Raw genomic sequence first — 21,123 nt, forward strand, 5'->3', positions numbered from 1 at the left:
CCTTCCATTATTGTATGTATTTTTATAAATAATTTATTATTTTATTTTTCGTAGATAATTATTTTTATAAACTTTAAATACTTCTAAAATAAATTTACTAAAAAATGGTCAACTGTAACTAAAAAATCAGGAGATGCAATATGAATGTAGATCAATTCCTATCCAAATCTAAACCTCTAATAATCATAATATTATTATTCTCGGTAGTATTTTTACTTAGGGCAGATGCAGTACATTTATCAAACATACCTGATGATTTAAAGCCCTTTTACCAGGATCAAAATGGACAGCCGTATTATAGCGAAATGGATTCCTATTATAACTACAGGATGACCCAGGATTACCTGGAAAACGGCCATTTAGGGGATGCAATAATTAACGGCACTCAATGGGACAATCTTTCCTATTATCCTGAGGGCAGATCAGCAGAATATCCTCCTTTAATCGCATATATAACAGCATTCATCTATAAATTCCTGAATTTATTTACTACGGTTCCTTTAACAGCAGTTGCTTACTGGACCGCACCATTTATAGCATCACTGTGTGTTATTCCAGCATATTTATTTATAAGCAGACTTACAAACGACTACGGAGGAATAGCAGCAGCGCTTTTGGTGGCAACAGCACCTGCTTATTTTACACACTCATTTGCAGGATTTTTTGATACAGATATGTTCAATGTAATCATGCCAATTCTGGTTGCATGGTTCTTTATTGAGAGCATACGTGCAGATAGCCTCAAAAACAGATCCATTTTTGTGATACTTGCAGCTGTTTCCATGTTCCTATTTTCAATGGCATGGGAAGGATGGTGGTACATGTTCTACATCGTTACTGGTGTAGGCATATTATATTTACTGGTATCAAACTACCTCTTTAAAATGAAAACAATCAGGCCATTTAAAGATTATCCTGATAAAATTGCATGGTTTAAGGATCAAAATGCGCTTTTTACACTATTAGTTTTCATCATTGCAAGCTCAATTCTGATCATGTTTAATTTAGGTGTTTCAGGATTCTTTACTGCACTGATCAGTGCATTTGGATTTACAGGTATTCAATCAGCGGTTCAGGGAACTTCCTATCCAAATGTAATGGTTTCTATTTCAGAGTTGCAGATACCTACAATTCATGCTGTTATTAATAATACAGGAACAGGAGCATTTATTCTTGGTATTTTATGTGTTCCTTTATTAATCTGGAAATTTAAACCTGATCTGATTAAAAGTGAAGTCAATAATAAAAATAAAGCTCTAAAACGGAAAACCAAACCAAGAAGGAGACAAAAAAGGAATAAATCTAAGGTTGAAGAAAAAGTCAAGGAACCAGCGAAAAAGATAATAGACCCTGTGGTAATGGAAAAGCGGAAGATTTATCTCCTCTACATAGTTTTGTTCAGTGTATGGATTTTATTGACTGCATACACTGTTACAAAGGGTTCAAGATTTATTCAAGGATTTTCAATTCCAATGGGATTAGCTGCAGGTCTTTTCATAGGTTTAATAGTTCCTAACATTTCAAAATATGTTAAAAATGCTAAATACTGTGCAGTGGTAATGTTAGTCATAATTGCAGTATTTTCAGGCCCATCGCTATATGGAGCATACCAGATTTCAAATAATGTGGTTCCAGGGACAGATGATTCCATGTACAGCTCTTTGGAGTATATCAAAAACAACACAACTCCAGATACGGCTATAACTTCCTGGTGGGATTTCGGGCACCTGTTTGCAGCAGTAGCTGAAAGGCCAATAACATTTGATGGGGCTTCTCAAAATACGCCGCGTGCATACTGGGTTGGAAAGGCACTTTTAACCAGTAATGAGGATCTTTCTGCAGGAATACTTAGAATGCTAACGACAGGTGGGGACCAGGGAATTCTTACTCTTGAAAACTATACAAAAAATACTGGAAAGAGCGTGGAAATTCTGGATAAGATTTTACCAGTTAACAAGCAGAATGCACAGACAATATTAATCAATGAGTACAAATTCACTCCTGATCAGGCTCAAAACGTTCTTAAATACACACATCCAGATAATCCTAATCCTCATGTATTTATCACAAGCAGCGATATGCTGGGTAAAGCACCGTGGTGGTCCTACTTTGGTGGTTGGAATTTCCAGAATAACACTGGACAGCATTATATTTACTCCCCAGCACAGGCAACAACACAAAACATTAACGGATCAACAGTAATCACAGCTCAAAATGGTGTGGTGGCTGAAATAACTGATAATAATATAACTGCAGGACTTAAATATACTCAGGGTACTCAAACACAGGTTATAGCACCACACAAGCTTACAGTAGTCTTAAATAATCAGGTAGTTAAAAATGAAATAGTTTCAAAGAATAGTCCCATCAGCATATTTTTGATGGTTGAAAATAACTCTGGTCTGGCAATTGTAATGAACAGAGAACTTGAAGATTCAATGTTCACTCGTTTGTTCATCTTTAGAGGCGCAGGACTAAGTAAATTTAAAATTGCCTATGAACAGCCAGGGGTAACTGTCTGGAACGTGACTTAGAGATAGATTCCGGTAGGAATCTAATATTATTTTTTTACATTATTTTTCGTGATCTATCTAATAAAATATCTGTAGCACTGACAATTCCTACAATTTGTCCAGCTTCTTCCACAGGTAATCTCCAGATACCGTGTTCCACCATTTCTCTGGCTGCTTGTTCTACAGAAGTATCAGTATGAACTGTTACAAGGTGGGTTTCCATAGCATCCTGGACTTCAACGTTTTTTAGATCGTCATTCTCGCCTATTGCCGCTAAAATGTCCCATGTAGTGATTATTCCAACAACTTCCCCATCCTTTTCTACTATTAAGCTTCCACATTCACCTTCCTTCACTGTTTTTTTTAAAGCGATTTCTAAATTTTCTTTTTCACCTATAGTTTCAACCTCTTCCACCATAATTTCTTTAACTTCCATTAAATCACCCTTTTTTTGTCTTGAAATTTTAAGGCATAATTTTACAAATATTAATAAGTGCAAACTAATAATTATTCCTTTCTATTTTGTAGAATTTCATTTGCAAATTAACTGAAAACATTTTTAAGGATAAAAAATTAATAATATTTATATTAAATTATGGTCTGGTGCAAAAGCCTTTAGACCTAATGCAGCGGAATTAATGGAAAATGACAATTAAATAACTGAAATATATTTCTCCGGATTTTAATGAAATAAATTCAATAGACATGTTCTTATCAATTAAGGAATTGTAAGAAGTGTAACTTTATGGAATATTATTATCCATGTGCATTATCATTAAAATAACTCCTTATTTTAATTTAAAGTAAAACTACCAGCATTTTAAAGAAGTATAAGGAGTTAAATATATTAAATTTAATCAATTAACAATAATTAACAAATTTTAAATTTAAACTAATTTTTATGTGATGATTATGGCTCTTGAAGATAGAATTAAGCAAATTGAAGACGAAATTAAAAAAACACCCTATAATAAAGCCACTTCACACCATATAGGTAAACTTAAAGCTAAATTATCAAAGCTAAAAGAAGAATCCCTTCAAAGAAGCAGTAAAGGAACTAAAGGAAAGGGTTTTCACGTTAAAAAAAGTGGGGATTCCACAGTTGTACTGGTGGGGTTTCCTTCAGTTGGAAAATCAACGCTTTTAAACGACCTCACCAGTGCAGAATCAAAGATTGGAGAATATGAATTTACAACTCTTGAAATAATTCCAGGAATTATGGAGTATGAAGGTGCAAAAATTCAGATATTTGATATTCCAGGGATAATTACAGGTGCTTCTAAAGGGAAAGGAAGAGGAAGAGAAATTTTATCAGTTGCAAGAAATGCTGACCTGATTTTAATTGTTCTTGATGTATTCAATTTACAGCATGTTGATATTATTGTGGAAGAACTTAGAAATATAGGTATCAGGCCCAATGAAGAACGTCCTGATGTCACGGTAAAACAAAAAAAGCTTGGAGGGCTTAACATATCTTCTACCCTTGAACTAACGAATATCGATGAAAAAACAATCCGCTCTGTGTTGAATGAATATGGAATACACAGTGCTGATGTCCTTATAAGGGATGATGTGACCGTTGATCAATTTATTGATAGTTTAGATGTAAGTTGTAAGTATATTCCAACTTTAAAGGTTATAAATAAGATAGATTTAGCTGATGCAGGGTATCTAAAAGAGATTCAATCCCGGATGCAGGAGGCAATACTTATATCTGCAAATAAGCAGATCAATGTTGAGGAACTTAAAAGGAAAATATTTGATAAATTAGCGCTTATACGTGTTTATCTTAAACCTCAGGGTAAAAAAGCCGATTATGAAGAACCTCTTATTGTTAGAAAAGGATCTACAGTTAAGGATGTTGCAAATAGACTTCACCGTGATTTTGTAAGAAATTTCAGGCATGCAAAGATTTGGGGGACATCCGTAAAGTTTGAAGGACAGAAAGTAGGGCTTGATCATGTATTAAACGACAGTGATGTTTTAAGAATAATAATTAAAAAGTAACAATAGTGATATTAATTAAAAAAATAAAATAAAAAATAATTAGAAAAAATAAAGTGGTGAAAAAATGAAACTTGATGATGTAGTGATATCAAAAGCAATAATTCAAAGTTTTATGGAAGATTTTATTGATTATACTGATATTGATGTGGCAATAGGTGGAGGAGGTCCTGCTGGACTTACAGCTGGTTACTACCTTGCTAAAGCAGGTCTTAAAGTAGCTTTATTTGAAAGAAAATTAAGCATCGGCGGCGGTATGTGGGGCGGCGGTATGATGTTCAACAAAATAGTCGTCCAAGAAGAAAGCAGAAGAATTCTCGACGAATTTGGAATAAGAACCCAGAGATACGAAGAAGATTATTACATAGCTGATTCTGTAGAGTCTGTTTCAACATTGTGTTCTAAAGCTACTCAGGCAGGGCTTAAAGTATTCAACCTCATGAGTATTGAGGATGTAATGGTTCAGGAAGGCGGAGATATCAGTGGACTTGTTTTAAACTGGAGCGCAGTTGAGATAGGGGGATTGCATGTTGATCCATTAACCATAAGAACAAAGGCCGTTATTGATACCACTGGACACGACTGTGAAGTTGTAAAGGTTGTACAAAGGAAAGTAGGGCCAAAATTAAATACAGAAACTGGAAAAATCCTTGGTGAAAAACCGATGTGGGCTGAAGTTGGAGAAAAAGCTCTTATAGATAATACTAAAGAGGTATATCCTGGTCTATATGTTGCAGGAATGGCTGCAAACGCTGTTTATGGATCTCCACGAATGGGCCCAATATTCGGCGGAATGCTGTTATCTGGTGAAAAAATAGCTCAAATATTAATTGAAAAATTAAAATAAGATGATAATTCTAATTACTGGAACGCCGGGTGTTGGAAAAACAACCGTTTCAAGGATACTTAAAAAAAAATTAAACGCATGTTTAATATGTATCAATGAACTGGTTGATGAAAAACACCTTTACACAGGTATCGATGAAGAAAAAGGATACAAAATAGTGGATCTGGATCTGCTCTTTAATGAACTGGACAATATAACCCGAAAAATTGATAAATCAGGTTATATTATTATTGAAGGGCACCTTTCCCATTTTTATGAAAATTCAGACATAGTTATTGTTTTAAGAGCTAATCCCTATGTTTTAAGGGACCGTATGGAGGTTAAGAAATGGGGGGAGGCCAAGATAAATGAAAATATTGAAGCTGAAGTTGTTGGTGTTTGTTCATATGAAGCCTATGAAATTCATGGCAAAAAAGCTCGTGAAATAGATACAAGTGATATTTCTCCCCAAAAAGTTTCTGATTTGATAATTGATGCTGTAAATGGTAATAAGGAGTTTCCTATTGGTAATGTGGATTATCTTGAATATTTAACCAATTTTAATAATGTTTAAATATTACTGATTATTTTACTCTTTGCAAGACATCAAAGGGAAAAGCTTTTAATATAAATAAGAAATAAACTATAATATTATTCTTAAGGTTCACATTATATTGAGGTTTATTGTAAGGACTGATTCAACTGTAAAATTACTGTATTAATTTGATTCGGTGTTCAAACCCCAGATAAAAACTTAAGATCCATTTCTATATTTTAACTTACGAAACTCTGAAAACAGGGCATACGAATCCTGGATTTGTATGTCAAAAGCAAAATTTCGCACGGCATTTGAAAATCTTAGATTTCAAAAATTTCCGGAGGCTTTTTTGCTTTCAAAATCAAAAGATTTTTGAGGGTATAGTGCCAATGACGTATTAGAGGGTAAACTTTGAGAAGGGGAAGAAGGCCAAAATGGATGTTAAAGATAGCAAGAGAGAGGATTGATGTTCTCTTTAAACTTGCAGAAGAATCCTTCGAAAAACACCCTGAAAGGTCAGATCGCTATGTGGAAATGGCAAGAAATATCGCCACCAAATATAATATAAGAATGCCCCGAATCTGGAAGAGGAGATTCTGTAAAAACTGTAATAAATTCCTGAAACCTGGGAGTAACTGCCAGATCAGGTTAAGGGATTCATGCGTTGCTATAAAATGTCTTAACTGTGGAAATGTAGTGAACATTCCCTATACAAAGGAAAGGAAAGAGAAAAGGAGGAAAACTATTGAATATTACATCACCAAAAAAGGAATTAATGAATAGATCACTTCAGGCAATCACCATAAATATTGGAAAGTCTGGAATAAATGAAAACGTTATAGATGAAATAAAAAGACAGCTTAAAGCTCATGAAGTAATAAAATTAAAATTTGCAAAAAATATATCTTCAGAAAAACAAAATTATATAAATACCGTAATTGAAAAATCTAACTCTAAACTCATTGATTTAAGAGGAAATGTCGCTGTTATATTTAAAAAGAAGTAATCAGGAGGATTAATATGACTACAGTTTATGATGTACCTGCAGATTTGCTGATAGGTAATGTTGCAAAAGAATTAATTGAAAATAAGAAAATAAACCCGCCTGAATGGGCAAAATTCGTTAAAACAGGAGTCCACAAGGAAAGAAGACCAGAAGATATGAACTGGTGGTACACAAGATGCGCATCCATCTTAAGAAGGGTGTACATTAACGGTCCTGTTGGATTGAACAGTTTAAGATCATACTACGGTGGAAAAAAGGATAATGGTTCCAGCCCTGAGAAATTTCGTAAAGGAAGCGGTTCAATAATAAGAACAGCACTCCATCAACTTGAAGATGCAGGGTACATTGTAAAAATTAAAGAGGGAAGAATTGTAACTCCTGAAGGTAAATCTTTCCTTGATAAAGCATCAAATATTGCTAAAAAAGAAGTTCCAGAACTTGCTAACTATTAAAATATTTAGATCAAACATCATGGGGGTTGAATTTTGAGCGATATTGAAGAATTAAGACGAAAAAGAATGCAAGAGCTACAGCAGCAGGTCGCAGCACAGCAAGCAGCATCACAGGAACAGGAACAGGCTCAAAAGCAATTAGAAGCTCAAAAAAGACAGGCTATGATGCAGATACTAACTCCTGAAGCCAGAGGTAGACTTGCAAACCTCAGATTGACCCGACCAGAAATGGTTGAGCAGATTGAACTTCAACTTATTCAACTTGCCCAGATGGGCCGGGTTAAATCAAAAATAACTGATGATCAGTTGAAACAACTTCTTAAAAATCTCGCAGGCCAAAGAAGAGAGATGAAAATAACAAGAAAATGAAAACATGTGTTCTCTACAGTGGGGGAAAGGATAGTTCTCTTATGGCGGTGATCCTTCAAAAACTGGGTTACGATGTTGAACTTGTAACCTTAAACTTTGGAGTTTTTGATTCATTTAAACCTGCAGCGAAATCTGCATCATCCCTCGGCTTTAAACACCATATTTTAAAGGCCGATACAAAAATTGTTGAAGAAGCAGTTAGGATAATTCTTGATGATGGATTTCCCAACAATGGAATTAATTATATCCATAAAGAAGCGGTGGATATTGCTGCCTGTCATTATGATGTGGTTGCAGATGGAACAAGGAGGGATGATAGGATTCCCAAGCTTGAAGAAAGTGAAATAAGCAGCATTGAAGCGCGAAGAAACGTTGAATACATTACTCTTCGTGGATTTGGACATAAAACCATAAATAACTTATCTGAAAATCTTTTTGAAGTTAAAAAAGAGCAGACAAACATGGAAAATAACTCAGATTATGAGATTGAGATCAGGTATCTTATAAAGAGGACTGAAGGAAAAAATGCATCTGATGCTCTATTTCCAGGCCATGTACAATCGCAAGTGGTGGGCTGGAAAAATTTGAGTGATTAAAACTAACGTGGTGAAAAAACCAGTAGGAAAGTAATGAGCCATCCGAAGGCCAGAAGACACTGGAGAAGAAGCAGCTTAAAAGTTTAAGGGGATTCAGTTATGGAAAGAGTCTATGTTATACCATTAAAAGAAGTAAAAAATGTTCCAGGTGGGAAGTCATCATATTTATTATCACTCAGAAACAAAAAGAAGAGTTGTAGTTCCTTTTCATAAGAAGGATTCAGCGAAGGGAACGTTAGGTGAAATGTCTTAATATAAAAGATGTGTATATCCAATTGGAGGTATAAAAATGGAAAAACTACATCTACCAATAATTGTTGAGATGGACGAGGATGGATATTACATCGTAAGTTGTCCGCTATTTAAAGGCTGTCATTCTTACGGTGAAACCATAGATGAGGCATTAGAGAATATAAAGGAAGTCATAGAAATGTGCCTTGAGGAGACAAAGGTCGAGGAGCTTAACAAGTTTGTAGGGTTTAGGGAACTGGAGATAGTTCAGAATGCATAAACTTCCTGTAATCAAAGGCAGAGAACTTGTAAAGTTTTTGGAATCCATAGGCTTCAGAGTTATCAGAACAAAAGGTTCTCATGTAAGATTGAGATCAAAGGACGGAAGGGTAACTACCGTCCCTGTACATGGAAACAAGGATATACCTAAGGGTCTTTTGCGTAAAATAATTAGAGAAGACTTGGAAATAAGTTTAGATGAGTTTTCAGGGTCATACTCAAAGTATAAAAAGACAAAAACATATTGAATACATTACTCTTCGTGGATTTGGACACAAAACCATAAATAACTTATCTGAAAATCTTTTTGAAGTTAAAAAAGAGCAGACAAACATGGAAAAATTTGAGTGATTAAAACTAACATGGTGAAAAAATGAGTAGAAACAGACCATTAGCTAAAAAATTAAGGCTTGCTAAAGCCAACAGGCAAAGTAGGAGCGTACCGGTGTGGGTACGGATTAAAACCAGTAGAAAAGTAATGAGCCATCCGAAGGCCAGAAGACACTGGAGAAGAAACAGTTTAAAAGTGTAGGGAGATTCAATTATGGAAAGGGTCTATGTTATACCATTAAAAGAAGTAAAAAATGTTCCAAGGACTATCAGGTCTCCAAGAGCAGTTCGTTACGTGAAAGAATTCATAAAAAGACATATGAAAACAGATGATGTTAAAATTGATGCATCTCTTAACGAAAAAATATGGGAAAGAGGAATCCAGAAAATACCTCCAAAGATTAAAGTTAAAGCCATTAAAGATGAAGACGGTACAGTTGCAGTCACCTTAGTAGAATAGGTGAAATTTAATGATTAGAAGAGCAAATTTAAATGGGAACCCCAATCTTGGAGTTGCAATTTCTGCAACCGATAAAATTGCAATAGTTCCTTCAAATTTACAAGAGGCGTTGGAACACTTGATAGCAGATACTCTAAAAGTTTCTGTAATCAAAACACCAATTAGTGGGAGCAATTTAGCCGGGGCACTTGCTGCTGGAAATTCAAATGGAATTGTAGTATCACCTTACGCCCTTGATGGGGAAATAGAAAGTATTAAAGAGTTTGAAGTGGAAGTTGAAAGAATTCCTGATAAATTCACAGCTGTGGGTAATATTGTGCTTGCAAATGATTTTGGAGCAGTTGTAAATCCACTGCTTTCTGGTGAATCCCTTAAAGTAATCAGTGATGTTTTAGACGTTGAAGTAGAGCGAGGAAATATAGCTAACTTCAAAATCACAGGATCTGTGGCTGTAGCCACGAATAAAGGGATATTAACACATCCTTCTGCAACTGAAGACGAACTTGCATTGTTAGAAGATGTATTAAAAACTCCTGCAGATATTGGAACTGTAAATAAAGGTATTAAACTTGTTGGCGCATGCACAGTGGCGAATTCCAACGGTGTTATTGTGGGGCTTGACACAACAGGCCCAGAACTTGCAAGAATTGAAGAAGCATTAGGTTTTCTTGAGGGATATGAATGAAAACAAAAATATTTAGAATTCAAGGTAAATTTATGATGGGAAATAGCTTAAAACCTTTTACTAAGGAGTTAAAAGCTATAAACGAAGAACATATACGCGAAAAGATTTATTCGGACTTTGGAAGTAAACATGGAATTAAAAGAAACAAAATAATCATAGAAGAAATTAAAGAAATCTCCAAAGACGAAGTACAGGACTCTGTAGTTAAAGCACTGATCTGAGGTGGTCGCATGGATGATAGGCAAAAGCTCGAACAGATGGTAAATGAAATAAACATGTACCAGAGCCAGCTGGACATTTTAAAACAGCAAATAGAAACAGTTAAAGCTTCACTATCTGAATTAACATCTGCTGAAGAGACTTTAAATTCAATGGAAGGAAAAGAAGGTACTGAAACATTTGTACCAATCGGAGCAGGTTCTTTCATCATTACCGAGCTTAAAAGTACCGACAAGGTCATAATGGGTCTTGGGGCTGGCGCAGCTGCTAAAAGAAACATCGGTGAAGCTAAAGAAGGCATATCTTCACAGAAAAAAGAGTTAGAGGAGCTCATGAATAAAATGAGTGGAGATATACAGAAATTAACCGACTTCATTGTAAGAAAAAGCCCGGAAGCAGAAGCAATGCTTAGGAAACTTGAAGCTGGAGAAGCAGGACAACAATGAACCTTGTTTTTTAATTCTGGAAAATTAAGGAAGTGGATATTTTGTTTGAATCACTAAAAAAGAAATTCAAAGGCACAGTGGAAAAAATAAGTGATAAATTCCAAGGCGAGGAAGAAACAGAGGATATTGAAGTTTCCGAAGCTCCAGAAGAAAGAAAAATAGAACCTGAAACTCTTGAAAAGCTTGAAGAAGAAAAATCTGGAATCTTCTCTTTTGTCACTCAAAAAACAATTTCTGAAAAAGATATCGAGGACATAATTTTTGAACTTGAAATGTCTTTACTTGAAAGTGATGTGGCCCTTGAAGTAGCTGAAAAGATTATTAATTCAGTAAAAGAGGATCTTGTAGGCAAAAAAATTAAAAGAAGAAGTGATGTTGCAGAATTTACAAGAGAAGCACTTAGAAAATCAGTATATGAAATACTGGGCGTTGAAACTCTGGATCTTAAAGAAATGGCCGAAAACGCAGGAAAAACTGGGGAACCACTTAAAATCATGTTTGTTGGAATTAACGGCACTGGAAAGACAACTACAATCGCTAAAATAGCTACCTTTTTCATGAATGAAGGATATACTCCAGTAATTGCTGCTTCTGACACTTTTAGAGCTGGTGCTATTGAGCAGATCGGGCATCATGCAGAAAATATTGGTGTAAAACTAATAAAACATAAAAAAGGCGCAGATCCTGCTGCAGTGGCCTATGATGCTGTTGAACATGCAAAAGCTAAAGGAAAAGAAATAGTTTTAATTGACACTGCAGGTAGAATGCAGACAAACGTGAACCTCATGGATGAAATGAAAAAAATTAAGCGTGTTGTAAAGCCTGATGTTATAGTTTATGTGGGTGATTCTCTTACAGGAAATGACGCAGTGGAGCAGGCATCTAAATTCAACGATGCTGTAACTATTGATGGAATAATTCTTACCAAAGCAGATGCAGATGCAAAAGGTGGTGCTGCACTTTCTATTGGTTACGTGGTTAATAAGCCTATACTTTTTTTAGGTGTTGGTCAATCATATGAGGATATAATGGAATTTAAACCAGAATGGATGGTTGATCAGTTAGTTTAGTTAAACAAACAGGCATCTAAAAATATTTTCAAGTACACTCTTAAAAACCAATGAATCAGGGAGGTGAATAGAATGGCAAAAGTTAAGGGTACTAAAGTTAGAACAAGACCAAAAAGGACTTACAGAAAAGCTGGAAGTAAGAGAGGAAGGGGCTGTAAGCACTAATTGTTTGCAGGTTACTATAAATGCTTAAAATAAACTCTTCTTGTTTAGTTTATCTAAAGTATATTTCTGTAATTAAAAGGCAGAATCTCTTTAATTTTTAAGTGCACGTGAAAATTATATTAACTTAAAATTTAACAGATCAATTTTAGAGTGATTACATGAACGCATATTTAGAGATTATAAGGCCTGGAAATGCGGTAATGGCAGTTATAGCAGTGCTCCTTGTTATGCTTATTACTGGAAATTTTACTTTGGATGCGTTTTTAGCGTGTTTTGTGGTTTTTATCGTAACTGGCGGTGGTAATGCAATAAATGACTATTTTGACCATAAAATTGATACCATCAATAAGCCAGAAAGGCCCATTCCCTCTGGAAGAATTTCTTTAAAGGCTGCAGGAATATATTCACTATCTCTTTTGGCTACAGGGACAATTGTGGCATTTATAATAGGTATATTACCCGGCATCGTAGCATTTTTAACTTCGGTTTTACTTGTATATTATGCTTACAGTCTAAAAACCAAACTTCTTACTGGAAATTTCACTGTTTCCTTTCTTACAGGTCTTTGTTTTGTATTTGGGGGAATAGTCGTTGGTGAAATCCTTACTTCTATCTATTTAGGTTTCTATGCATTTTTAATGACCATGGCAAGGGAAATTGTAAAAGATATGGAAGATATAGTGGGAGATAAAAAGGAAGGGGCAAAAACATTACCCATAACCTACGGGATGAAAACATCATCAATTCTTGCAGCAGCCTTCATGATAACTGCAAGTGCAACCAGTCCAGCCCTTTATTTTACAGGAATTTTAACTATATTTTACCTTCCAGTTCTTTTTGCTGCTATTTCAGTTTTCATGGATTGCTCTATCTCACTACTAAAGGATCAATCATTTGAAAATTCTGCAGTGGTATCTAAAAGAATTAAAATAGGAATGGGGATAGTATTTCTGGCTTTTGCAATCGGTTCACCGTTTTTACCATTAATAACATAAAAAAGCCATTTTAGAATTAACGTAATTTTAATTATTTTGTGGTCAAATATAGATCTATGAAACTTAAACCAATTGGAATCATCAACTCCCCATATAAGAAAAAAGAAGATGCTCCTCGTCAAGGTCGTTATTCGGATGAACTAAGTTATATAACCGTTTTTGATGAATATAAAGAGGGTTTACAGAATATTGAATCTAAAAAATATTACTACGTCCTTTACTGGTTGGACAGGGCTCGAAGAGATAAATTAAAAGGAATTCCTCCCGGAAAAACTGAAGAAAAAGGAGTTTTTTCCATCAGATCTCCAGTTCGACCCAATCCTATTGCACTGTGTTTGGTTAAACTGATTAAGGTAGAAAGAAATGTTTTGACAGTTAAATGGTTAGATGCACTCGATGGTTCACCTCTTCTTGATATTAAACCTTTTTGGCCGGAAACAGACTGTATATAAATAATAGCCCTTAGAAATCATTTTTCAATTTTTTTCCAAAAGATGGTTCCATCTTCTTTTAATGATTTAAAATAGTTTTTTCTCTCTAAATTCCTTAATATGCTGTTAAAGTTATCCATAGATAGTTCTGTAAATCCAATGCTGGTTATTTGTTTATAATGGTCTTCGGCTGTGCATTTATCTGTACCAAGTAACTGATAAATCTGGGACTGAAAAGAAGTGAGGTCCTTTTTTGGACGTGCAGTCAGCGCATCAAAACATTGCCTGATCTTTTTACTTTCCTCTAATTGAGCCTCATTTTGTTTAATAATGTCATTTAAATTGTTTATCTGTGCTTCTTTTTTGTTTAAAAGATTTTTAAGATCTTCTATTTGATTGTTTTTTTCCTTAACATGCCTTTCCAGTTTAATAGAGTTCTTTGATTCTTTCTGGCATTTTTTAAGTTCAATTTTTAATTTACTTATCTCCAGTAAACATGCTTTGACCAGCTGTCGTAACTGTTCCCTTTCTGTATCTTTAAGTATTGGCATTTTATCATTTTATTGTATATTGGAACTTGTTTTTAAATTTAGTGTTTTATTCAGGATAATCTGCAATTATCTTTAAAATTTAATAAAGATATTTAAATTAAGCATTTAGTATTAAGGCAAGGAGTAAAATTAACGACTGTAGGCGGTATAATTACAGCAGAAAATACTCCTTGCCATTATTATATAAAACCAATGTATCTAATAAGTCTTTCTATTTTTCTAAGATAATAGTACTGGTATAAAAATAATTAAGATGTTTCGAAGGGATGCTCAAAGATGAAATCATCCTGAACCTTATAGAACATCCTCATAACCTTATTTTATACTTTAAATACCGCTTTAAGCTATTATATTCAGATAAAACGTTATCTTCATATCTTAAAACCAGTAATCCTATTAATATTCCAATTAAGGCACCTGAAACAACATCAGAAGGGTAGTGGACTCCGTTGTAGACTCTGGAAAATGCAACTAAACCTGCAAACATGAAAAAATAAGGTAATACATATTCCCTTCCAAAAATTGTTGCAGCAATGAAAGATGCCATAGCATGTCCTGATGGCCATGAATAACCCTTGGTAATAGTTAAAACATGTACTCCTTCAAGTACTTCATAAGGCCGGGGTTTTGCTACAATGACTTTTAAAATTTCTGTAATGAAAAAACCTGCAACAAGAGCAGTTATGGACAATACAGCAATTTTTCTACCTTTTTCTCCCCCAAGAATGAAAATTAACATGGAAATAAGTATCCAAAAGCTGAAATAACCTGCTTCAGATATAAGGGGCATTAAAACATTAAAAAGAACGTTTTGCATGTAGACATTAATTAAATAGAAAATTTGAATGTCTGTACTGCTTGATGCAATCAATAGTTCCAACATGGTTATCATTTGATTATTATGGTAAAAAAGGAGTTATCTTCTTTCAATTCTAATCCTGATTGGAGGCTCGATTTCCTTTTTTCTGATTATCCATATTCCTGAAGCCACCAGTATGAGGATTATAAGCCAGACTGGAATAACAATGATGGTGTCATCTGTTTTAATAGTCTGTGTAGCATGATATCTTCCATAGTTAATGGTGGTTTTAGCGTTGTAAATTCCGAAATCAGAAAATTCCGGTTCCCATTTTTTAATAATCGTATAATTATCTTCAGGATACACCCCTCCTTCAATAGGAATGCTGTGTTTATTTATCAAACCACTGATTTCTATGTTTCCTGTCATATTTGCAAATACTGTTCCATTATTGTTCAATTCATACACAAAATCTCCGGGCATGAAACTTAGAAGCACTGATGGAGCTTTATGATCTAAAAGCTGTAATGATTCAATTATTGGTCCTGGAAGGCCCACAACTATTGGAATTACAAGTTCTACGCCCTGTCTTATGTTAATCCTGCTATTGTTTTGAGACTCAACAGGTACTCCCCTTATGAGTAATGCACCTACAGCATCAAAGTAATTGATCTGTTCTGGTGCTGTAACCTTAAATTGGAGGGTTCTTGATTCTCCAGGTTTTAATTTGAAGTTTGTATCATTATTCAGGATTGTAATCCATGTTGCGATTCCTTTATCAGAATATAAAAGATTTATACTGTCCATAAGCAACCTTTTCTTTTCTACCACAACATCAAGATCTTCATTCCCAATATTTCGAGCTAAAAGTTCTCCTGTCACTGTTTGGGATGAATTCAGGTTGTATTTAAATTCTGGAGGTGAAGCCCAGAGTCCTGCACCAGAAATTGGCGAAATCGAACTGATAATTAAAATGAGAGTTATAAAAGCAAAGAATATCCTATTTTTCAGGGGTAAAATCATGAATACCAGTCCATTTTTATAATTAAAAAAGATTGAATCTCTATAATATTTAAACATTTCTGATTAATCGAAAATAATCAGCACTTTCCAAAGTAGTTTGGAAGAAAAATAGAGATAAAATGGGTTTTTTTGACTGGAATCCCTTTCCATAGAGCACTCTCTAAGATTTCCTTAATTTGCATGGAGAACTAAAAACAGCAGATTAAATTAAGATTTTTTTATTGTTATGTTCTATTAATTCATTCCAGTTGTAATTTGCTCTTTTTTGTATATGCTCAATTTCAATGTCTGAAAGGTGTTTAAATCTCTTTTGAATATTTAAATAATCAGTTACAGGTATTTTTTTGTTTTTATAGTTCATCCTAAATTCTTTATCTTCAATTTCATAAAGGGCCCATAATCCTGACTGAACAGCCAATTTTGCAACTTTTATTCCATATTTACCGTGAAATCCCCATCCAGTAGGGCATGGAACATGCACATGGAGGTATTTGAATCCATCGAAGGATAATGCTTTTTCTACTTTTTTTAGAAAATCAAGTGGGTAACCTATTGATGCAGTAGCAATGTAGGGAGCTCCATGTGCAGCCATAATAAATGGCATGTTCTTTTTTTCTTCTGGTTTTCCAATACTGTATTTTCCAGCAGGACTGGTGGTGGTTGATGCTCCATAAGGAGTGGTTCCACTTCTCTGTTTCCCTGTATTTGCATAAGCTTCATTATCTGTACATATATACAGGATGTTGTGTTCTCGCTCTGCTGCTCCTGATAGTGCTTGAAAACCAATATCCGCAGTCCCCCCATCTCCAGCAAATGCTATGATATTTGTTTTTTTATTCTTTCTTTTCATGGCCTTTTCTATGCCGCTTGCAACTGCGGCGGCATTTTCAAATGCAACATGTATAAATGGCACCTGCCAGGCAGTTTCAGGATATATTGAGGTGATAACCTCCATACATCCGGTGGGCACGACAACAATCGTATCTTTTCCACACATTTTTAAAGCCAACCTCAATGCAAGGAGCTCCGGGCATCCAGCACAGGCTCTTGCTCCCGGTGCTAAATATTCTTCTTCTGGAATATCTGTAATTTTCATAAATTAACACCTATCCATGTAATTTCTTTTGAATTACTATCTTCCAATAACTTAAATATAGCTCTAAAATCGTCATAAGTTACATCTCTACCGCCCAATCCAACAATAAAGTTTTTTACAGTGGGCTTATCCTCCAGATCATAAAGGCAGGATTTAACTTCGTGAGCCACAATACCTCCTGAACCAAAGCTTATATTTTTATCAATTACTCCTACTTTTTCAAATCCTGAAAGTATTTTTTTCAATTCTTCTTTTGGAAATGGTCTGAATACCTTTAATTTAATCAACCCAACCTTTTTTCCCTTTTTTCTTAGTTCATCTACAATTAATCGTGCAGTGGTGGTTATTGCCCCTATCGTTAAAATAACAGTTTCTGCATCATCGGTTTGATATTCTTCAATTAAATCATATTTTCTTCCAGTAAGCTTTTCAAATTCTTTAAATGTTTTTTTTATAACTTCCATGGCGTTATCCATAGCCATTTCCTGCTGATATTTAAATTCCATGTAGACATCTGGAACTGCAACCGGTCCTAATGTGTAAGGATTTTCAGAGTCTAATACGTATTCTAAATCCAGTTCTGGGAGAAAACTTTCAACTGTTTCATTATTTAACGGATTTACAGCCTCAACAACATGGGACAATATAAATCCATCAAGGGATACCAGTGAAGGCAGTAATACATTTTTATTTTCACACACTTTATATGCCATTATTGTGGAATCATGAGCCTCCTGATTGCTCTCACAAAACATCTGAATTGCTCCACTGTCTCTTTGAGCCAGGGCATCAGTGTGGTCAGACCATATTGATATTGGGGCAGAATAAGACCTGTTTGTAATTGCTGTAACAATGGGCAACCTGAGGCCTGCAGCACAGGGTATGAGTTCATGAAACAGGGCTACACCAGGTCCGCAGGATGCTGTAAATGTCCTGACACCACAGGCACCAGCTCCAATTAGTGCACTTAATGCACTGTGTTCAGATTCCACAGGAATATATTCACAATCCATCTTGCCGTCTGCGATAAATTTTGCTATTAGCTCCACAATTTCACTTTGTGGTGTAATTGGATAGCCAGCCACCACATCAACACTTGAATTTTTTACCGCCGTTGCAACAGCCATGTGCCCAGTCATTCCCTGCATTTTAAATCTCCTCTATCATTTCTATAGCATCCATGGGACATTCAACTTCACAGATCCCGCATCCTTTGCAAAAATCATAATCAATTGTTACATTATCCTTCTCAACAATCACTACTCCGTCTGGACAATAAAGCCAGCAGAGAAGGCATAAATCACAGTTTTCATGGTCAATAATTGGTTTATGTGTCCTCCAGCTTCCTGTTTTATTTTTCACACTGGTTCCTGGTGGAAGCACACCACCTGCAATTATGTTTTCATAATTTATTGTCATATAACCACCTTTTCATTCCATCATATGCCTTTTTAACCACCAGTATATTTTTGTGGGCAAGTTTCTCTGGAAATCTCTCAGATATAACTGAAATAACAGAATCCAGTGAAACATTACCATATACTGCTAAAAATGCTCCAATCATAGCAGTATTTGTAATAGGAGCTCCCAGAGTTTCAATTGCAAGTTTGGTGGCGTTTATTGTTAGAGTATTTTGGCCCTCAAATTCAACAGGCTTTTTTGTATTTGCAATTACGGTCCCATTATCCATTCCCTGAACCACATCCACAGAAGGGTCGTTTATGTCTGTGGGGTCTAAAACTATCACATATTGGGGATTATATATCTGTGTCCTTGTTTTAATTTCGTTATCACTTATTCTAACATAGGAAGTTACAGGAGCTCCCCTTTTTTCAGGACCAAAGACTGGAAAAGCCTGACAATACTTTCCTTCCTTTAAAGAAGATAGTGCAAGAATTTCTGCGGCTGTAACCACTCCCTGACCTCCTCTACCATGAATTCTTATTTCATCCACTCTCTCACCCATTTATCATTATTAATTATTATAGATGTGTATTGTCTACACATCATTATATATTTTGTGGTGGCGGGAATTTTCAGCCGATGGAACCCCAACTTTTTGGCCATAAATTACTTCCTCTTTTTGAATAAAATTTAAAAATTCAGCCTGAAATGATATAATTCCTATTTAAGTATTTGTTTAACTAACTTTAAGCCCATAAGTTGACAGCCCCAAAAAACCAGAAATCTTTTTAAGGAAATAGTAGCTAAATACCATATTCATACAAATGATATACAAATGATAAAATATTTTAAAATCTAATTTAGAGGTAAATTATGAAAGTTCTCATAGTAACTGGAAAGCTTGCAAGTAGCACAGTTGGGAAAGTATCAAAAAAATCAAAACAGGATGTCCATGTTCATACAATAGATATTCCAATTGCAGCATTTTTAACCCCTAAAAGAATAGTTGAAGAGATTAGATACCTTAAAGATCCAGATATAACCTCGTTTGACATGATTATAACACCGGGTCTTATTCGTAAAGATGTAAATGAAATAGAAATTGAAACAGGAATTTCCACATATAAGGGTTCAACAAGCGCTGCAGACCTGGATATAGTACTGGATATGGCCGATAAATTAGAACTTTCATCGAAAAAACCTGCTGATAAGTTAATTGAAGAGGAACTTCAAAAAAGAGCGCTTAAGTTTATTGAAGACTTTGAAGAAGACGAAAAGACTGTTAAAAAACTTCTAAAAAAGCCTGAAAACATTCTGGTGGGTAATCTTCCAGTGGGAGAGGACTTTCCAATGAGAGTACTTGCTGAAATTGCAAATGCACCGCTTTTAAGTAAGGAAGAATTAATTAAACGTGCCAGATATTTTGCTGAAAATGGTGCACAGATGATAGATATTGGAATGATTGCAGGAGAGACCAGAGCCGATAAAATACCAGAAATGGTTAAAACATTAAAAGAAAAGGTGAACAACATTCCTGTAAGTATAGATACCTTAAATCCCGTTGAAATCAAGGTAGCGGTTGAATCAGGAGTTGACATGGTTTTAAGTCTTGATCTTGGAAATTATGAGGAAGTTCTGCCCCTAATTAAAGAGAAAAATATCCCTGCAGTTATTATTCCAACTAACTTCAGCAAAAACTGGACTCCTGACACAGTCAAAGAACGTGTAAATGCTCTTGAAGAACTGATGAAAAAATGCAGCGGAATTGATGTGATTGCAGACCCTGTACTTGATCCTGTAAACAGTAAGAGCATTGTAGAATCAATAATAGCTTGTCATGAATTTAAAAAACGTAACAAAGCCCCCCTGTTTTTTGGAGTGGGAAATGTAACTGAACTAATGGACACAGATTCAGTGGGAGCCAATGCACTGCTTTCTGGAATAGCAATGGAACTTGGTGCATGCATACTTTTTTCGCCTGAAGAAAGCGGTAAAACAGTTGGAAGCATCCATGAACTTGCAGTTTCATCAAAAATGATGTTTCTTGCAAAAAACAGAGGCTCCATACCTAAGGACCTTGGTATTAACCTGATAATCTTAAAAGACAAGCGCAAAGGCGAACCTATAACTGAGGAAATAGATGCACCTCTTTTAGAAGGTGTAGAAGACTATAGATTCATCCAGGACCCTCAGGGAAGCTTTAAGATAATGACTGAAAAAGGTTTTATTAGGGCAGTTCACTATACTCGCATGAAACCTGACCTAATAATTAAAGGAAAAACTGCAAAGAGCGTTTACGATGAAATAATTAAAAATGGTCTTGTATCCAGGCTTGAACATGCAACATATCTCGGTGCTGAACTGCAAAAGGCAGAAATAGCAGCAATACTTAATAAAAATTATATTCAGGATTTTCCGTTATTCCAGAGACTTAAATATTAAATTACAAGTATCAATCATTTTGATGAAACTTTTTCTAAAAGTTTCAATAGGTCGATTAAAATTTGGATGAACCCTTTTTTAAAGGGTTCTTTCAAAGACTTAAATATTAAATTACAAGTATCAATCATTTTGATGAAACTTTTTCTAAAAGTTTCAATAGGTCGATTAAAATTTGGATGAACCCTTTTTTAAA

Annotated in this window: 27 protein-coding genes and 1 pseudogene; 20 read left to right on the forward strand and 8 right to left on the reverse strand. The window is 34.9% G+C overall.

Going from position 1 to position 21,123, the window contains the following annotated elements; translation table 11 throughout:
- The first annotated feature begins 140 nt into the window (after positions 1-140).
- Positions 141-2,534: an STT3 domain-containing protein gene (locus tag PQ963_05475; protein ID MEN4029115.1), complete on the forward strand. Its 2,394-nt coding sequence runs from the start codon at positions 141-143 to the stop codon at positions 2,532-2,534.
- A gap of 34 nt (positions 2,535-2,568) precedes the next feature.
- On the opposite strand, the gene PQ963_05480 is transcribed toward PQ963_05475, so the two are convergent.
- The gene (locus PQ963_05480; protein ID MEN4029116.1) at positions 2,569-2,949 is read right to left on the reverse strand and encodes a CBS domain-containing protein; all 381 of its coding nucleotides are present in this window, start codon (positions 2,947-2,949) and stop codon (positions 2,569-2,571) included.
- 476 nt (positions 2,950-3,425) lie between these two features.
- Between PQ963_05480 and PQ963_05485 the strand changes: the two genes are divergently transcribed.
- From PQ963_05485 to tsaA, 18 genes and pseudogenes are all read left to right on the forward strand, one after another.
- Positions 3,426-4,520, forward strand: coding sequence for a GTP-binding protein (locus PQ963_05485; GenBank protein ID MEN4029117.1), 1,095 nt, complete (start codon positions 3,426-3,428; stop codon positions 4,518-4,520).
- 64 nt (positions 4,521-4,584) lie between these two features.
- Complete coding sequence (locus PQ963_05490) at positions 4,585-5,364, forward strand: sulfide-dependent adenosine diphosphate thiazole synthase (GenBank protein MEN4029118.1); 780 nt, start codon at positions 4,585-4,587, stop codon at positions 5,362-5,364.
- Position 5,365: 1 nt separating this feature from the next.
- The gene (locus PQ963_05495) at positions 5,366-5,917 is read left to right on the forward strand and encodes an adenylate kinase family protein (protein MEN4029119.1); all 552 of its coding nucleotides are present in this window, start codon (positions 5,366-5,368) and stop codon (positions 5,915-5,917) included.
- Between the two features lie 375 nt (positions 5,918-6,292).
- Complete coding sequence (locus tag PQ963_05500) at positions 6,293-6,664, forward strand: ribonuclease P protein component 4 (GenBank protein MEN4029120.1); 372 nt, start codon at positions 6,293-6,295, stop codon at positions 6,662-6,664.
- On the forward strand, positions 6,633-6,887 hold the full coding sequence (locus PQ963_05505) for a YhbY family RNA-binding protein (GenBank protein ID MEN4029121.1): 255 nt from the start codon (positions 6,633-6,635) through the stop codon (positions 6,885-6,887). Before PQ963_05500 ends, PQ963_05505 begins: the two co-directional genes overlap by 32 nt.
- 14 nt (positions 6,888-6,901) lie before the next feature.
- Positions 6,902-7,339, forward strand: coding sequence for a 30S ribosomal protein S19e (locus tag PQ963_05510; GenBank protein ID MEN4029122.1), 438 nt, complete (start codon positions 6,902-6,904; stop codon positions 7,337-7,339).
- 33 nt (positions 7,340-7,372) lie between these two features.
- Positions 7,373-7,708, forward strand: coding sequence for a DNA-binding protein (locus tag PQ963_05515; protein MEN4029123.1), 336 nt, complete (start codon positions 7,373-7,375; stop codon positions 7,706-7,708).
- Positions 7,705-8,304, forward strand: a complete 600-nt coding sequence (locus PQ963_05520; protein ID MEN4029124.1) for a hypothetical protein — start codon at positions 7,705-7,707, stop codon at positions 8,302-8,304. Before PQ963_05515 ends, PQ963_05520 begins: the two co-directional genes overlap by 4 nt.
- A gap of 289 nt (positions 8,305-8,593) precedes the next feature.
- Complete coding sequence (locus PQ963_05525; protein MEN4029125.1) at positions 8,594-8,815, forward strand: type II toxin-antitoxin system HicB family antitoxin; 222 nt, start codon at positions 8,594-8,596, stop codon at positions 8,813-8,815.
- Entirely contained in the window at positions 8,808-9,062 is a 255-nt protein-coding gene (locus tag PQ963_05530; GenBank protein ID MEN4029126.1) for a type II toxin-antitoxin system HicA family toxin, read from the forward strand. Before PQ963_05525 ends, PQ963_05530 begins: the two co-directional genes overlap by 8 nt.
- A 125-nt stretch (positions 9,063-9,187) precedes the next feature.
- Positions 9,188-9,346 carry a 50S ribosomal protein L39e gene (locus PQ963_05535; GenBank protein ID MEN4029127.1) on the forward strand — a complete coding sequence of 53 codons (159 nt, stop codon included), beginning with the start codon at positions 9,188-9,190 and terminating at the stop codon, positions 9,344-9,346.
- A gap of 12 nt (positions 9,347-9,358) precedes the next feature.
- Positions 9,359-9,604, forward strand: coding sequence for a 50S ribosomal protein L31e (locus PQ963_05540; protein MEN4029128.1), 246 nt, complete (start codon positions 9,359-9,361; stop codon positions 9,602-9,604).
- A gap of 10 nt (positions 9,605-9,614) precedes the next feature.
- Complete coding sequence (locus tag PQ963_05545; protein ID MEN4029129.1) at positions 9,615-10,289, forward strand: translation initiation factor IF-6; 675 nt, start codon at positions 9,615-9,617, stop codon at positions 10,287-10,289.
- Positions 10,286-10,510, forward strand: coding sequence for a 50S ribosomal protein L18Ae (gene rpl18a, locus PQ963_05550; protein ID MEN4029130.1), 225 nt, complete (start codon positions 10,286-10,288; stop codon positions 10,508-10,510). Before PQ963_05545 ends, rpl18a begins: the two co-directional genes overlap by 4 nt.
- 9 nt (positions 10,511-10,519) lie before the next feature.
- Positions 10,520-10,954 (forward strand): prefoldin subunit alpha, encoded by a 435-nt coding sequence (gene pfdA / locus PQ963_05555; protein ID MEN4029131.1) that lies wholly within the window; start codon positions 10,520-10,522, stop codon positions 10,952-10,954.
- A gap of 161 nt (positions 10,955-11,115) precedes the next feature.
- Positions 11,116-12,024, forward strand: a pseudogene (ftsY, locus tag PQ963_05560) (signal recognition particle-docking protein FtsY).
- Positions 12,025-12,347: 323 nt separating this feature from the next.
- Positions 12,348-13,184 (forward strand): UbiA family prenyltransferase, encoded by an 837-nt coding sequence (locus PQ963_05565; GenBank protein ID MEN4029132.1) that lies wholly within the window; start codon positions 12,348-12,350, stop codon positions 13,182-13,184.
- A 56-nt stretch (positions 13,185-13,240) separates the two neighbouring features.
- Entirely contained in the window at positions 13,241-13,636 is a 396-nt protein-coding gene (tsaA, locus tag PQ963_05570) for a tRNA (N6-threonylcarbamoyladenosine(37)-N6)-methyltransferase TrmO (protein ID MEN4029133.1), read from the forward strand.
- 17 nt (positions 13,637-13,653) lie between these two features.
- On the opposite strand, the gene PQ963_05575 is transcribed toward tsaA, so the two are convergent.
- The 7 genes from PQ963_05575 to PQ963_05605 form a co-directional block, all read right to left on the reverse strand.
- Complete coding sequence (locus tag PQ963_05575; GenBank protein MEN4029134.1) at positions 13,654-14,166, reverse strand: hypothetical protein; 513 nt, start codon at positions 14,164-14,166, stop codon at positions 13,654-13,656.
- A 307-nt stretch (positions 14,167-14,473) separates the two neighbouring features.
- Positions 14,474-15,049: a phosphatase PAP2 family protein gene (locus tag PQ963_05580; protein ID MEN4029135.1), complete on the reverse strand. Its 576-nt coding sequence runs from the start codon at positions 15,047-15,049 to the stop codon at positions 14,474-14,476.
- A 33-nt stretch (positions 15,050-15,082) separates the two neighbouring features.
- The gene (locus PQ963_05585) at positions 15,083-15,988 is read right to left on the reverse strand and encodes a hypothetical protein (GenBank protein MEN4029136.1); all 906 of its coding nucleotides are present in this window, start codon (positions 15,986-15,988) and stop codon (positions 15,083-15,085) included.
- A gap of 202 nt (positions 15,989-16,190) precedes the next feature.
- Complete coding sequence (porB, locus tag PQ963_05590; GenBank protein MEN4029137.1) at positions 16,191-17,084, reverse strand: pyruvate synthase subunit PorB; 894 nt, start codon at positions 17,082-17,084, stop codon at positions 16,191-16,193.
- Complete coding sequence (gene porA / locus PQ963_05595; protein MEN4029138.1) at positions 17,081-18,232, reverse strand: pyruvate ferredoxin oxidoreductase; 1,152 nt, start codon at positions 18,230-18,232, stop codon at positions 17,081-17,083. The genes porB and porA overlap by 4 nt, the downstream gene beginning before the upstream one ends.
- Position 18,233: 1 nt before the next feature.
- The gene (locus PQ963_05600; protein MEN4029139.1) at positions 18,234-18,482 is read right to left on the reverse strand and encodes a 4Fe-4S binding protein; all 249 of its coding nucleotides are present in this window, start codon (positions 18,480-18,482) and stop codon (positions 18,234-18,236) included.
- 4 nt (positions 18,483-18,486) lie between these two features.
- Positions 18,487-19,038, reverse strand: a complete 552-nt coding sequence (locus PQ963_05605; GenBank protein MEN4029140.1) for a pyruvate ferredoxin oxidoreductase subunit gamma — start codon at positions 19,036-19,038, stop codon at positions 18,487-18,489.
- A gap of 323 nt (positions 19,039-19,361) precedes the next feature.
- Between PQ963_05605 and PQ963_05610 the strand changes: the two genes are divergently transcribed.
- Positions 19,362-20,930, forward strand: coding sequence for a dihydropteroate synthase-like protein (locus tag PQ963_05610; GenBank protein MEN4029141.1), 1,569 nt, complete (start codon positions 19,362-19,364; stop codon positions 20,928-20,930).
- Positions 20,931-21,123 lie beyond the last annotated feature (193 nt).

This window comes from Methanobacterium sp. (genome assembly GCA_039666455.1).
In the GTDB taxonomy this organism is placed as follows: Archaea; Methanobacteriota; Methanobacteria; order Methanobacteriales; family Methanobacteriaceae; genus Methanobacterium_D.